We start from the raw sequence: 14,303 nt of genomic DNA, 5'->3' as shown, positions 1-14,303 counted from the left end.
GTCACGCGGTGGCGGGGACGACGGTCGCCCCCGCCGCGGGCCCCGTGGCCACCCGTACGGCACGGCAGGTGCCGGAGGCGGCCAGGGCCTTCGCGACGGCGGCCGCCGCCTCCGCGTCCTCGGCGAGAAAGGCGCAGGTCGGGCCCGAGCCGGACACCAGCGCGGCGAGCGCGCCCGCGTCGGTGCCCGCGCGCAGCGTGTCGGCCAGGGCGGGCCGCAGCGACAGCGCGGCGGCCTGGAGGTCGTTGGTCACGGCGGCGGCGAGCGCGCTCGCGTCCGCGGTGCGCAGCGCCTCCAGGAGCGCCGCGGACGGCTCGGGGTCCGGTACGTCGTCCACCGTGGCCCCCTGGCCGTCGGCGGCGCGCAGCCGGTCGCACTCGCGGTAGACGGCGGGGGTGGACAGGCCGCCCTCGGCGACGGCGAACGCCCAGTGGAACGTGGAGCCGGTCTCCAGCGGGGTCAGCAGCTCACCCCGCCCGCGGCCCAGGGCCGCGCCGCCCACCAGGCTGAACGGCACGTCGCTGCCCAGCTCGGCGCAGATCTCCAGCAGCTCGGCGTGCGACGCCGCCGTCCCCCACAGCGCGTCGCACGCCACCAGCGCCCCGGCGGCGTCCGCGCTGCCGCCCGCCATGCCGCCCGCGACGGGGATGTCCTTGGCGATGTGCAGATGGACCCGCGGCTCGACGCCGTGGCGCGCGGCCAGCGCGAGGGCGGCGCGGGTGGCGAGGTTGGTGCGGTCCAGCGGCACGTGGTGCGCGTCCGCGCCGGAGACGGTGATCCGCAGCTCGTCGGCCGGGGTGGCCGTCACCTCGTCGTACAGCCCCACGGCCAGGAAGACATTCGCCAGGTCGTGGAAGCCGTCCGGCCTGAGGCCGCCCACCGCGAGCTGGACATTGACCTTCGCGGGCACGCGGGCGGTCACGGATCGGGTCACGGCTGGTTTCTCCTCGGCGGGTCCGGCTACGACGGCGCCCCCATTGTCGCGCCTGCGGCGAGCCCGTCCCCTACCCGCCCCTTCCCGAACCATGGGGCTCCGCCCCCTGGACCCCGGAGGCGTCCGGGGCGACCGAGAACCCGAATCCGAACTCCGGGCCGCACCCCGGCGGACGGTTCGGGGGCAGGACCCCGGGACCGCACCCCCGCAGGGGCGTGGCGCGGCCCCCTGCGGGGCCGGGACGCAGCCCGCAGTGCTCGGGGCACAACCCCCGGCCCGGCGGGGGGCGGGGCACCGGGCCGGGGCGCCGCCCCGCGGGGGCAGCAGGGGCCGGGCACAGCCCCGGCGGGTCCGGGGCGCAGCGCCCGGGAGGGAATCCGGGGCACGACTCAGCGGGTCCGGGCGCAGCCTCCGGTGCCCCGGGCACCACCCCGAGCGGGGCCGCGGCGCCAGGCCGGGGGACCCGACAGGGGCGGGGCCGGGGCAGGGAGGCCCGGCAGGGGCCGGGGCCGGGGCCGGGGGGTGGCTCGCCGGGCTGGGTGCGCCACCCCGTGCGCGGGCCCCGGGGCACAGCCCCGGCAGCGGGGTCCGGGGCGCAGACCGGGGATCGGGGAGGGGCGGGGTGGGGGAATTACGCCGCCGCCGGGCCCCGCTCCGCGATCGCCGCGAACTGCTCGACCGTGAGGGCCTCGCCCCGGGCCTGGGGGGATACGCCGGCCGATGTGAGGGCGGCCTCGGCCGCCGCCGCGGAGCCGGCCCAGCCCGCGAGGGCCGCGCGGAGCGTCTTGCGGCGCTGCGCGAAGGCCGCGTCGATCACCGCGAAGACCTGCTCCTTGGTGGCGGTGGTGCGCGGCGCGGGGCGGCGGACGAGGGAGACGAGGCCGGAGTCGACGTTCGGCGCGGGCCAGAAGACGTTGCGGCCGATCGCCCCGGCGCGCTTGACGTCCGCGTACCAGGCGGCCTTGACCGACGGCACGCCGTACACCTTGGAGCCGGGCGCCGCCGCCAGCCGGTCGGCGACCTCCGCCTGGACCATGACGAGGGTCCGCTCGATGGTGGGGAAGCGGTCGAGCATGTGCAGCAGCACCGGGACCGCGACGTTGTACGGGAGGTTGGCGACCAGCGCGGTGGGCGCGGGGCCGGGCAGCTCCGTGACGCGCAGGGCGTCGGAGTGGACGAGCGCGAAGCGGTCCGCGCGGCCGGGCAGCCGGGCCTGGACGGTCGCGGGGAGCGCGGCCGCGAGGACGTCGTCGATCTCGACGGCCGTGACCCGGTCCGCGGCCTCCAGCAGGGCCAGGGTCAGCGAGCCGAGCCCGGGGCCGACCTCGACGACCACGTCGTCGGGCCGGACGTCGGCGGTCCGGACGATCCGGCGGACGGTGTTGGCGTCGATGACGAAGTTCTGACCGCGCTGTTTGGTGGGGCGCACGCCGAGCCGGGCGGCCAGTTCGCGGATGTCGGCGGGGCCGAGCAGGACATCGGAGTGGGTGGAGCTCACCGGTGAAGCTTACGGCCCCTTGCGGGGGCTATTGGTTCAGCCGCTGGCCGCACTGCGGCCAGGGGCTTGCGCCCCGCTGGACGTACAGCTTCTTCGCGCGGTAGGTCTGCTCGTCCGCGGGCGCGTTCTGCGGGCTCCCCTGCCCGCCCAGGTCGTGCCAGGTGCCCTGGTCGAGCTGGTAGAGCCCGCCGTAGCGGCCCGTGCCGTCGACCGCGTCCGCCCGGCCGCCGGACTCGCAGCGCGCCATGGCCTGCCAGTTCAGCCCCTCCGCGCCGGCCACGGACTGCGGCAGCCGGGGCTTGGTGCCGACGCGGACGACGCGCGCCACGGGCTCCCGCACCACGCGGGTCTTCAGCTTCCGGGGCCGCTGCCGGACGCCGTTGACGGTGCGCACCAGGTAGGTGGTCCGCTCGAGGCCGGGCTCGCCCGCTACGGCCACCAGCTCGGCGCCCTGGAGGACGGTGGGGTCCGCGCGCCGGACGGTCGGGAAGGGGATGTCCCGTTCGCGTACCTCCTCGCGGCCGCTGATCCGCATGACCGAGACGGTCTGCCCGTCGCGCGGAAAGCTCTCCAGGGCCACGGAGGTGGTGTCCTGGCCGCGGAGGGCGATCGCGGTCTCCGCGAGGGCGTCGGCGACGGTGGCCGCGTTGGTGCGGACGGTGTGCTCGCGCCCGTCGGCCATGAAGGTGACGGTGCGTTCGGTCCGTACGTCCAGGTCCAGGCCGCGCCGCGAGATCGCGGCGGAGCGCGACGCGGACAGATGGGCGCCCTCGGCGCGCACCCCGAGCTGGCGCAGCGCGCCGTCCACGGTGCCGGCCGTGGTCCACACCCGGCGGCGCTCGCCGTCGAGGGTGAGGGTGACCGGGCGGCCGTAGCGGACGGCGATCCGGTCGCCGCTGACGAGGTCCTGCCCGGGCTCGGGGGCGACGAGGTCGTGGGCGCCGATCTCCACGCCCTCGTCGGCGAGCAGCTCCTCGACGTCCTCGGCGTAGGTGTGCAGGGTGCGGGGGCGGCCGTCGACGCTGAGCCGTACCGCCTTGTCCTGGGCCACGAAGGCGGAGGTGCCGCCCGCCAGCGCGGCGACGACCAGCGCCTGGGGCAGCAGCCGGCGCAGCTGCTCGGGCCGGGCGGCCCGCTGCCTGCGGCGCCCGGCCCGGCGGGCGGCGGCCCGGCCGCCCGCGCCGCGGTGGCCGCCCGCGGCCCGGCGGCGGCCTCCCTGCGTACGGCTCACGACAACACTCCGGAAACACTCCACAAGTCCACTGGTCAGGGCATGAGTTCCGGGACTGTAGCGGAGCCGCGACGACTCTCCAAAGCGGTACGATTACTGTACGTGACGCCCTTCCCCGGGCTCTCCGGCCCCGGAAACCGGCGCGCGATAGCCGAAAACCCGCGCGGTATTGGCCGCGACGGCGGCCGCGAGGGTGTCCTCGGGGACGCCCTTGACCTCCGCCATGGCCCGCAGGGTGAGCGGAATGAGGTACGGGGCGTTAGGCCGTCCGCGGTACGGGGCCGGGGTGAGGAAGGGCGCGTCGGTCTCCACCAGCAGCAGGTCGAGCGGGGCGACGGCGAGGGCCTTGCGCAGCGGGGTGGCGTTCTTGAAGGTGACGTTGCCCGCGAAGGACATGTAGTAGCCATGGGCCGCGCAGATCTTCGCCATGGCGGCGTCGCCGGAGTAGCAGTGGAAGACGACGGTCTCGGGCGGGCCCTCCTCGGCCAGCACCCGCAGCACGTCCTCGTGCGCCTCCCGGTCGTGGATGACCAGCGCCTTGCCGTACCGCTTGGCGATGGCGATGTGACCGCGGAAGGACCGTTCCTGGGCGGCGATGCCCTCGGGGCCGGTGCGGAAGTAGTCGAGGCCGGTCTCGCCGACGCCCCGCACCTGCGGCAGCGCGGCGAGGGCCGCGATCTCCTCGAGGGCGGCGTCCAGGGCCGCCTCGCCGCCGGGCTCCCGCGCGCCCTGCCGGGACCGGCCGTCGCGGGGGGCCTGGGGGGCTTGCCCCCCAGAAGGAGGGGTCCCGTGGACGATGCGCGGCGCCTCGTTGGGGTGCAGGGCCACGGTGGCCCATACGTTCTCGTGGGCCTCGGCCGTCTCCGCCGCCCAGCGCGACCCGGCGAGGTCGCAGCCCACCTGGATGAGGGTGGTCACGCCGACCGAGGCGGCCTTGGCCAGTGCCTCCTCGACGGTGCCGGACTGCATGTCCAGGTGGGTGTGCGAATCGGCGACCGGCACCCGCAGCGGCTCGGGGAGCGGCGGCGGGGCGTCCTTTTCCTTTTGTGCGCTTTGTGCACTGTTCTTGGTGGCGTTGCCGCCGGGGGTCGTTGTGTTCTGCGCCATGAGCGCGATTCTATGAATGCTCGGGGGAGCCAGGAAAATCCGGAAATCCGGGGGAATCCAAAGAATCGCGCCCCGGAGGCGCTCATTCGAATATGGTCCGGCTCATATGCGTGTGACCGGACTCACCACCGGCGATTCACTTCCGGTGATTCTGGAACGGGTGCAGCAGATCCGACAGATGCCAGTGGTGCCCACGGCGCTGCCGCTCCTCCCGTGGGGCCTGCGCGGCCGACGCGCCGTCGGACGCCTCGCCGTCCGCGCCGGCCGCCCGCCGGCCGCGCCGCCGGGGCTGCCCGGTCAGGCTCCGCAGGGCCGTCGACACCTGGCCCGACCTCATGATGCGCACGAGGTCGGCGCCGCAGTTGTGGCAGTTGGGGCTGGTCAGCGGGGACCGTACGCGCAGGCCGTCGGTGAAGTAGACGACAAACGCCCTCCCCTCGGCGTCCACGTGGTGCTCGATGTCGTACGACTGCTCCCAGCCGTGCCCGCACTTCATGCACGCGAAGGCGTACGCCTCATGGGCGACCTCCCCGTCCGTCGCGTCGGTGGTGGTGTGGGCTATCGGGCGAACGCCGCTCGAGGTACCCGCAATTTCGCTCATGGCAACTCCTCTTGTCCGCAGGACAAGTCTTCCGGGACTGGACGTCCCACCTCTAGTGGACGCCTTTAAGAGCCCGAGCGCAGCTGCCCTTCCACCTCTTGAATGAGATTTGGCGGCCGGATGCCCCAAAGCCCCCGCCACCCGGCCTAACCTTTGCTTTTCAGCCTTTCCCTTTACCTTCGCCGGGATCCGATCGTGCCGCGTTCTTTGCCGCCACGACGGCGTCGAACACATCCCTCTTGGGCACCCCGGCCTCCTGCGCGACCGCCGCGATGGCCTCCTTGCGGCGCTCCCCGGCCTCCTCGCGGACCGCGACCCGGCGGGCCAGCTCGGCCGGATCGGCCTCGTCAGGACCCGCCTCGGCGGCGCCCTCGACCACCACCGTGATCTCGCCGCGTACGCCCTCGGCCGCCCAGGCCGCCAGCTCCTTCAGCGGGCCGCGCCTGACCTCCTCGTAGGTCTTGGTCAGCTCGCGGCACACGGCGGCCCGCCGGTCCGCGCCGAACACCTCGGCCATGGCGGCCAGCGTGGCGTCCAGGCGGTGCGGGGCCTCGAAGTACACCAGCGTGCGGCGCTCGGCCGCGACCTCGCGCAGCCGCCCCAGCCGCTCGCCCGGCTTGCGCGGCAGAAAGCCCTCGAAGCAGAAGCGGTCCACCGGCAGCCCGGAGAGCGCGAGCGCGGTGAGCACGGCGGAGGGCCCGGGCACCGCGGTGACCGTGATGCCCTGCTCGACGGCGGCGGCGACCAGGCGGAAGCCGGGGTCGGAGACGGAGGGCATGCCCGCGTCGGTGACCAGCAGCACCCGCGCGCCGCCCGCCAGCGCCTCCACCAGTTCGGGCGTACGGGCCGCCTCGTTGCCCTCGAAGTAGGACACCACCCGGCCGCGCGGCTGCACGTCCAGCGCCTGGGTGAGGCGGCGCAGCCGCCGGGTGTCCTCGGCGGCCACCACGTCGGCGGCCGCGAGCTCGGCGACCAGCCGCGGGGGCGCGTCCCGCGTGTCGCCGATGGGGGTCCCTGCCAGTACCAGCGTTCCTGTCACGCGTTCCATCCTCGCAGCCCGCCCGCCGGGCCCCGGAAAACTTGACGGCGAACCCCGACCGCAGCCCCGTCCGCGGCCCCGTCGTCAGGCCCCGCGTCCCCGGCCGGACGACTTGGCTCGCCACTCCCACAGTCCCCTTCCCTACGATGGGCCGGGTGACGAGTGACACCGCGACCCACGCCCAGCCGGGCCGAGCCGCCGGCCAGCATCCGCCTGCCTGGCAGCGGCGGCTGCGCCGCTTCGGATACGCGGGCCGTCCGCGGTCGGACGTACGGGAGCGGCTGGTGCCCCCATACGCACAGCCGGGGACGCGGCTGTGGGAGGCCCTGGGCGCGGCCCCGCCGGCGGCGGCGCGGATCGCCCGCTGGACCGGCTGGGGCGGTCCGCTGCTGGTCGCGCTGTTCGCCGGGCTGCTGCGTTTCTGGCGCCTCGACAGCCCGCGCAAGGTCATATTCGACGAGACGTACTACGCCAAGGACGCCTGGGCCCTGCTCCGGCTCGGCTACGAGGGCACCTGGCCGAAAAACGCCAACGCCAAGATCATCGGGGATCCCCAGCAGATCCCGCTGAGCGACGCCGCCGGGTATGTCGTCCACCCGCCGGTGGGCAAGTGGGTCATCGCGGTCGGCGAGCAGCTCTTCGGCCTGACGCCCTTCGGCTGGCGGTTCATGGTCGCCCTGCTCGGCACGGCGTCGGTGCTCATGCTGTGCCGGATCGGACGGCGGCTGTTCCGGTCCACCTTCCTGGGGTGCCTGGCGGGCGTGCTGCTGGCGGTGGACGGCCTGCACTTCGTGATGAGCCGCACCGCGCTGCTCGACCTCGTCGTCATGTTCTTCGTGCTGGCCGCCTTCGGCTGTCTGCTGGTCGACCGCGACCAGGCACGGGCGCGGCTCGCCGCCGCCCTGCCGGTCGACCCCGACGGCACCGCCCGCCCCGACGCGGAGGTCGCGGCGCGGCTGAAGCTGGGCCTGCGGCCGTGGCGGATCGCGGCCGGGGTGTGCCTGGGGCTCGCGGCCGGCACCAAGTGGAACGGCCTGTACGTGCTGGCGGCCTTCGGTGTGATGACGGTCCTGTGGGACATGGGCGCCCGCCGCACGGCCGGCGCGCGCAAGCCCTTCCGCTCGGTGCTGCGCCGCGACACCCTGTGGGCCTTCCTGGCGACCGTCCCTGTGGCGCTGGTCACCTACCTCGCCACCTGGTGGGGCTGGTTCACCTCCACCGGCCGCTACAGCCCCAAGACCGGCTGGACCCGCAGCGGCTACTTCCGGCACTGGGCCGAGACGCCGAAGTCGCAGGGCGGCGGCGGCTACAGCGACCACGACTTCTGGGCCTGGCTGAACCCGCTGCGCAGCCTGTGGCACTACGAGACCGAGGTCTACAAGTTCCACGTGGGCCTGCACGACCCGCACATCTACCAGTCCAACCCGTGGAGCTGGCTGGTCCAGTCCCGCCCGGTCTCCTACTTCTACGAGTCCCCGTCCGCCGGGGAGGCCGGCTGCCCCAAGGACGCGACCGAGAAGTGCGCGCGCGAGGTGCTGGCGCTGGGCACCCCGCTGCTGTGGTGGGCGGCCTGCTTCGCGGTGGCGTATCTGCTGTTCCGCTGGGCGCTGCGGCGGGACTGGCGGGCGGGCGCGATCCTGTGCGGCCTGGCCGCGGGCTATCTGCCGTGGTTCCTGTACCAGGAGCGCACGATCTTCTCTTTCTACGCCGTGGTCTTCGTGCCGTTCCTGTGCCTGGCGGTGGCGATGATGGTCGGCGCGATCCTGGGGCCGCCGGGAGCGACGGAGAACCGGCGGGTGATCGGCACGGTCGGCGCGGGTGTGCTGGTGCTGCTCATCATCTGGAATTTCATCTACTTCTTCCCCCTCTACACAGGTCAGACGCTGCCGATGGACCAATGGCGGGCCAGAATCTGGCTCGACACCTGGATCTGACGGGCCAGTCGGGGGCCGGGGCCGCGTCCGCGATGCCGGTAGAGTGCCCCGGACCACGCCCGCCATCGAGCGGTGGAGGGCTTCGAAGGACTGTGGGGGTTCTGCAATGCGGAGTGGCGCGAGAGCCGCGGTCATCGGTGCGGTGTTCGCCGCCATGGTCGGGGTCGCCGGTTGCGGCAGCGGTGAGAGCGGCTCGACCGGTTCGAAGGAGGGCGCGGACACCGGGGCCGGGGACGAGAAGCCGGTGGTCAAGAAGGTGAAGACCGGCCCGCCCAGCGCGGCCGAGGTCAAGACCACGGCCGAGGACTTCCTGGCCGCCTGGTCCGCCGGACAGACCGCGAAGGCCGCCGCCCTCACGGACGACGACAAGGCCGCCACCGCCGCGCTCACCGCCTACCGTGACAAGGCCCACATCGGAAAGGTGACGCTGGCCGCGGGGCAGCGCACCGACCGTACGGTGCCGTTCACGGTCAACGCCCAGATCTCCTACGGCGGGCGGCAGGTCCCCTGGACGTATGAATCCGCGCTCACCGTGACCCGCGACACCACCACCGGGGCGGCGGTCGTCGACTGGAAACCCTCGGTGGTGCACCCGAAGCTGGGGGCCGGGGACGCCCTCAAGACGGGCCCGGCCGGCACGCCCCCGATCAAGGCCGTCGACCGCGACGGCGCCGAGCTGACGGCCGCCGACCACCCGACGCTCAAGGCGATCCTGGACGGCCTGCGGGAGCGGTACGGCAAGAAGGCCGGCGGCACGCCGGGCGTGGAGACCTGGATCTCCCGCGCCAAGGGCTCCAAGTCCGCCGACGAGACGCTGAAGGTGCTCTCCAAGGGCAAGGCCGGCACGCTCCACACGACGATCGACGCGAAGCTTCAGGCCACGGCGGAGCAGGCGGTGAACAAGCGGCCCAAGGCCTCGGTGGTGGCGGTCAAGCCGAGCACCGGCGAGGTGCTCGCGGTCGCCAACTCCCCCGCCCAGGGGTTCAACACCGCCTTCCAGGGGTCGTACGCGCCGGGCTCGACCATGAAGGTCATCACCTCGGCGCTGCTGATCGACAAGGGCCTCGCGGGCTACGGCAAGCCGCACCCGTGCCCGAAGTACTTCTCGTACGGCGGCTGGAAGTTCCAGAACGACAAAAAGTTCGAGATCAAGGGCGGCCGGTTCGAGCAGAGCTTCGCCCGCTCCTGCAACACGGCCTTCATCAGCCAGGCCCCCGAGCTGGCCGACGACGACCTCACCAAGGAGGCCCGGGACGTCTTCGGCATCGGGCTGAACTGGCAGACCGGCATCGCCTCCTTCGACGGCGCGGTGCCGGTGCAGACCGCCGCCTCCAAGGGCGCCTCGCTGATCGGGCAGGGCGGGGTGCGGATGAACCCGCTCAACATGGCGTCGGTCTCGGCGACCGTCGCCAGCGGCACCTTCCGCCAGCCCTACCTGGTCTCCCCCTCGCTGGACAACCGGACCCTGGCCAAGGCCCCCCGCGCCCTGAAGCCGGGCACCCGGCAGCAGCTCAAGAGCCTGATGAAGCTGACCGCCACCGCGGGCACCGCCGCCCAGGCGATGTCCGGGATGAGCGGTGACTTCGGCGCCAAGACCGGCTCGGCCGAGGTCGACGGACAGAAGGAGCCCAACGGCTGGTTCACCGCCTACAGCGGCGACCTCGCGGCGGCGGCCGTGGTCCCGGCGGGCGGCCACGGCGGTGACTCCGCGGGGCCGATCGTGGCCTCGGTGCTGCGCGCGGGCTGAGACCGCAACGGACGACCGGACGCGGCGTCGGCAGGGCCTTCGGGCCCGTGTCGGCGCCGCGTCGGCGTTTGCCCGGGGGTGTCCGGCGCGTGTCGGTGGTGCGTCGGTGGTGCGTCGGCGGCCCGGACCAGCATCGGGGCTGTCCGATCACCACTGATGGGGAGTCACCATGCGCCACGAGAAGCGTCGCCAGAGCGTGCTGATCTCGGGGGCCGGCATCGCCGGGCCCGCGCTCGCCTACTGGCTGGACCGGTACGGGTACGAGGTCACCGTCGTCGAGCAGTTCGCCGGGCCGCGTCCCGGCGGGCACGCGGTCGACGTCCGCGGCCCCGCGCTCGAGGTGGCCCGCCGCATGGGCGTCCTGGACCGGATCCGCGACCGCCGCACCGGACTGCGCGGGATGTCGGCGGTCGACGCCGAGGGCCGGGAGCTGTTCCGCACCACCGAGCGCACCCTCAGCGGCGGCGACCTCGACAGCCCCGACATCGAGATCCTGCGCGACGAACTCGCCGCGATCGTCACCGACGCGGGCGGCGCCGGGATCGAGTACGTCCACGGCGACTCCATCGACCGGCTGGAGCAGGACGCGGAGGCGGTGCGGGTCGTCTTCCGCGGCGGGGCGCGGCGCGCCTTCGACCTGGTCGTGGGCGCCGACGGGGTGCACTCCCACACCCGCGGGCTGGTCTTCGGACCCGAGGAGGACTTTCTCCACCACCTCGGGACCTCCACGGCCGTGTGGACGGCGCCCAACTACCTGGACCTGGACCGCTGGCAGATCGTCCACCGGATGCCGGGCAGGCTGTGGGGCGCGCTCGTGATGAGCGTGCGCTGCAACCAAGAGGTCCGCGTCCACGTCGGCTTCGACTGGGACAAGCCCCCGGCCGAGTCCGTGGCCCGCGACCCGCGGGAGCAGAAGCGCCTGATCGCCGGGCAGTTCGAGGGGTCCGGGTGGGAGCTGCCGCGGCTGCTGGAGTACATGTGGGGCGCCCCGGACTTCCACTACGACTCCATGGCCCAGATCCGCATGGACTCCTGGTCCCTCGGCCGGGTGGCGCTGCTCGGCGACGCGGGCTACTGCGGCTCGCCCTTGTCCGGCCAGGGCACCAGCATGGCCCTGGTCGGCGCGTACGTCCTGGCGGGCGAGCTCAGGGCCGCGGACGGCGACCACGAGGCCGCGTTCGCGGCGTACGAGCGGGAACTGCGCGCGTACGTGACCGCCAACCAGGACCTCGCGCTGACCAACAAGGCCGTGATGGACGCCCGGGACGCGGCGGAGCTGGGCGAGGCGGAGGCGCGGGAGTTCGCCGACGAGCTCGGGGCGGGCGAGGACGTCACCAACTCCTACGCGGTCAGGGACTACTGACGGTACGGACGGTCCAGCCACCCCGGCCTCCCTTGGGTTGAGGCAGAATATGAGACCGTCGTCACTCAAGGGGGGCTCGTTGCGGATCGACGTTGACGTGTGCGGTGATGTGCGGGGAGCGCGGCGGCCGGGCGCCGCCCAGGCGCCCGCCGGAGCGGAAGAGGGGCGGCGGCCGTGACACTCCTGCCCGCCGCGGGCGCCTCACGGGCGGTGCTCATCGGCACCAGCCGCTACGACCACCTGGAGCAGCTCCCGCAGGTGGCGCACAATCTCCGCGCGCTGGCCGCCACCCTGTGCGCCCCGCAGTCCTGGGGGCTGGCCGCCGAACACTGCACCGTGATCGAGAACCCCCAGGACGCGGTCGAGGTCCTGGACGCCGTCCGGGCCGCGGCCGAGGAGGCCACCGACACGCTGCTGGTGTACTTCGCGGGCCACGGCCTGGTGGAGCCGCGCCGCGGGGAGCTGGTGCTCAGCCTCGCCGGGTCGCTGCGGCAGCGGTCCTACACGGGGCTGCCGTACGGCACGCTGCGCGATGTCATGTCCGACGGCCCGGCGGGCCGGCGGGTGATGCTGCTCGACTGCTGCCTCAGCGGTGAGACGCCCGGCTACGTCGACGGCGTCGAGGCGGTCATGGAACGCGCCGCGGTCGACGGCGCCTGTCTGCTGGCCGCCGTCCCCGACAGCAGCTTCGCGTTCGCCCCGCCCGGCGAGACCCACACCGCCTTCACCGGCGAGCTGCTCAGGCTGCTGGGCGACGGGGTGCCGGGCGGGCCGGAGCTGCTCGACCTGGACACGGTCTACGGGCAGGTGTACGCGGCGCTGGGCGCGAAGGGGCGCCCGCTGCCGCACAGGCGCGACCGCCGCGGCATGGCGGGCGGCCTGGCCCTGGCGCGCAACGCGGCCCCCGCCCAGCCCGTCTACGGCCCGACGCCCCCGTCGTACGCGCCCGCCGGCGCTCCCCCGCCGCCGTCCGCCCCGCCCCCGCCACCGCCCGGCTGGCCCCCGGCGGCCGCCCCGGTCCCCGGCGGCGGCGGGCCGGGAAACCGCCGGATCCTGGTGCGCTCCGCGGTGGCGGCGGTGGTCGTCGGCGGCCTGCTGGCCGCCGGCATCCCGCTGGTGAACGGCTGGCTGGAGGACGACTCCCCCAAGAAGGACGACGCGAAGCCGTCGCCGACGGCCACGGGCTCCCCGAAGCCCCTCCCGGGCCCGGTGTACAACGCCGCGACCAAGAGCGTCGTCAACCCGTCGAAGGCCAGGGGCGGCACGCTGAAGTTCGTCGGCAGGAACGACGCCGACTACTGGGATCCGCAGCGCACCTATTACGGATACGCCTGGAACTTCTCCCGCTACTTCACCCGCCAGCTGGTCACCTACGCCCCCAAGCCCGACAAGGGCGGCACCGAGCTGGTCCCGGACCTCGCGGCGAGCAGGGCCGAGGTGAGCGACGACGGCAAGACGTACACCTACACCCTGCGCTCCGGGCTCACCTGGGAAGACGGCTCGGGTATCACCTCCGAGGACATCAAATACGGCATCGAGCGGGCCTGGGCCACCGATGTACTCCCCGGCGGCCCGAGCTATCTCCGGCAGGTCCTCGACCCCGACGGAAAGTACAAGGGCCCCTACAAGGACGACAAGGGCCTCGAAACCATCGAAACCCCTGACGCGAAAACCATCGTCTTCCATCTGGCCGAGCCGAACAGCGACTTCGAGCAGATGCTGGCGATGCCGACCGGCTCACCCGTGCCGAGTGCGAAGGACACCAAGGCCAAGTACACGGAGCGCCCGTTCTCCTCCGGGCCGTACAAGTTCGGCTCGTACAAGCCGGGCGCGTCGCTGGAGCTGGTCCGCAACGGGGAATGGAACCAGACCTCCGACCCGGTCCGCACCGCCCTGCCCGACCGGATCACGGTCGACATCGTCCCGGACGACAACGCCAGGAGCCAGCGGCTCCTCGCGGGCAGCTACGACCTGGACCTCGAACCGGCCTCGCTCTCCAAGGCGGCCATCGCCAAGGCCCAGACCAGCACGTTCAAGGACCGCCTGGACGACCCGTACACCTGGGGCATCCGCTATCTGGCCCTGCCACGGACCGTCAAACCGCTGAACAACATCCACTGCCGCAAGGCGATCGTCTACGCCACGGACCGGCGGTCCGTGCAGACAGCCCTCGGCGGCCCCGCCACCGGTGAGATCGCCACGAACATGCTCCCGCCGGGCATCGAGGGGGCGAACCCCACCGACGATCCGTACGGCGTCCTGAAAAACGGCGGAAGGCCCGATGCCGCCGAGGCGAAGAAGGAGCTGGCGGCCTGCGGCAAGCCGGGCGGCTTCCGGACCACCATCCCGGTGCGCGCCAGCAGCCCTGACGACCTCTCCGCCGCCGAGGCGCTCCAGCAGTCGCTGTCGTCCGTCGGGATCACGATCACCATCGAGCGGATCGAACTCAGCAACTACTACACGGCCGTGGGCACGCCCTCGACCGTCAAGAAGAGGGGCTACGGCATCATCCTCGGGCGCTGGCTGCCCGACTTCCCGTCCGGCCAGGGATTTCTCCAGCCCCTGGTCGACGGCCGCTTCATCCCGAGCTCGGGCAATGTCAACCTCGCCCAGCTGGATGACGAATCCATCAACGGCCTCTTCGACAAGGCGATCGCCGAGCAGGACCGCAAGGAGATCAGGGACACCTACCGTCAGATCAACCGGAGGGTCTCCGACGCCGCCGGCTATGTCCCCCTGGTCTTCCAGAAGAACTACACCTGGCGCGGCTCCCGGCTGACCAACGTCTACACCAGCCACATCTATGCGGGCAGTTACGACTTCGCGTCGCTGGGGGTCGCGCGTTAGCC

The 14,303-nt window shown here is 73.5% G+C and carries 10 protein-coding genes; 4 read left to right on the top strand and 6 right to left on the bottom strand.

The features are described from left to right. Position 1: 1 nt before the first annotated feature. The 6 genes from ACZ4WQ_RS16555 to rsmI form a co-directional block, all read right to left on the bottom strand. Positions 2 to 934, bottom strand: a complete 933-nt coding sequence (locus tag ACZ4WQ_RS16555; RefSeq protein WP_468022258.1) for a 4-(cytidine 5'-diphospho)-2-C-methyl-D-erythritol kinase — start codon at positions 932 to 934, stop codon at positions 2 to 4. Between the two features lie 631 nt (positions 935 to 1,565). Then, entirely contained in the window at positions 1,566 to 2,432 is an 867-nt protein-coding gene (gene rsmA / locus ACZ4WQ_RS16550; RefSeq protein ID WP_311726352.1) for a 16S rRNA (adenine(1518)-N(6)/adenine(1519)-N(6))-dimethyltransferase RsmA, read from the bottom strand. A 28-nt stretch (positions 2,433 to 2,460) separates the two neighbouring features. Then, entirely contained in the window at positions 2,461 to 3,663 is a 1,203-nt protein-coding gene (locus ACZ4WQ_RS16545; RefSeq protein ID WP_468022257.1) for a ubiquitin-like domain-containing protein, read from the bottom strand. Positions 3,664 to 3,756: 93 nt separating this feature from the next. Continuing rightward, complete coding sequence (locus ACZ4WQ_RS16540; protein WP_468022256.1) at positions 3,757 to 4,770, bottom strand: TatD family hydrolase; 1,014 nt, start codon at positions 4,768 to 4,770, stop codon at positions 3,757 to 3,759. Positions 4,771 to 4,906: 136 nt separating this feature from the next. After that, the gene (locus ACZ4WQ_RS16535) at positions 4,907 to 5,371 is read right to left on the bottom strand and encodes a hypothetical protein (protein ID WP_311726355.1); all 465 of its coding nucleotides are present in this window, start codon (positions 5,369 to 5,371) and stop codon (positions 4,907 to 4,909) included. Positions 5,372 to 5,531: 160 nt separating this feature from the next. Next, on the bottom strand, positions 5,532 to 6,410 hold the full coding sequence (gene rsmI, locus ACZ4WQ_RS16530; protein ID WP_358843247.1) for a 16S rRNA (cytidine(1402)-2'-O)-methyltransferase: 879 nt from the start codon (positions 6,408 to 6,410) through the stop codon (positions 5,532 to 5,534). Between the two features lie 146 nt (positions 6,411 to 6,556). Here rsmI and ACZ4WQ_RS16525 point away from each other — a divergent pair, with 146 nt between their 5' ends. From ACZ4WQ_RS16525 to ACZ4WQ_RS16510, 4 genes are all read left to right on the top strand, one after another. Beyond that, positions 6,557 to 8,344, top strand: a complete 1,788-nt coding sequence (locus ACZ4WQ_RS16525; protein WP_468022255.1) for a dolichyl-phosphate-mannose--protein mannosyltransferase — start codon at positions 6,557 to 6,559, stop codon at positions 8,342 to 8,344. 106 nt (positions 8,345 to 8,450) lie between these two features. Continuing rightward, positions 8,451 to 10,091 carry a penicillin-binding transpeptidase domain-containing protein gene (locus ACZ4WQ_RS16520; RefSeq protein ID WP_468022254.1) on the top strand — a complete coding sequence of 547 codons (1,641 nt, stop codon included), beginning with the start codon at positions 8,451 to 8,453 and terminating at the stop codon, positions 10,089 to 10,091. A 169-nt stretch (positions 10,092 to 10,260) separates the two neighbouring features. Continuing rightward, positions 10,261 to 11,454, top strand: coding sequence for an FAD-dependent monooxygenase (locus tag ACZ4WQ_RS16515; RefSeq protein ID WP_468022253.1), 1,194 nt, complete (start codon positions 10,261 to 10,263; stop codon positions 11,452 to 11,454). Between the two features lie 174 nt (positions 11,455 to 11,628). Beyond that, positions 11,629 to 14,301, top strand: a complete 2,673-nt coding sequence (locus ACZ4WQ_RS16510) for a caspase, EACC1-associated type (RefSeq protein ID WP_468022252.1) — start codon at positions 11,629 to 11,631, stop codon at positions 14,299 to 14,301. Positions 14,302 to 14,303 lie beyond the last annotated feature (2 nt).

The organism is Streptomyces sp. NPDC028305, from assembly GCF_055569495.1.
Note: the sequence above shows the minus strand (reverse complement) of the source record. Positions and strands in the feature narration are given on the sequence as shown.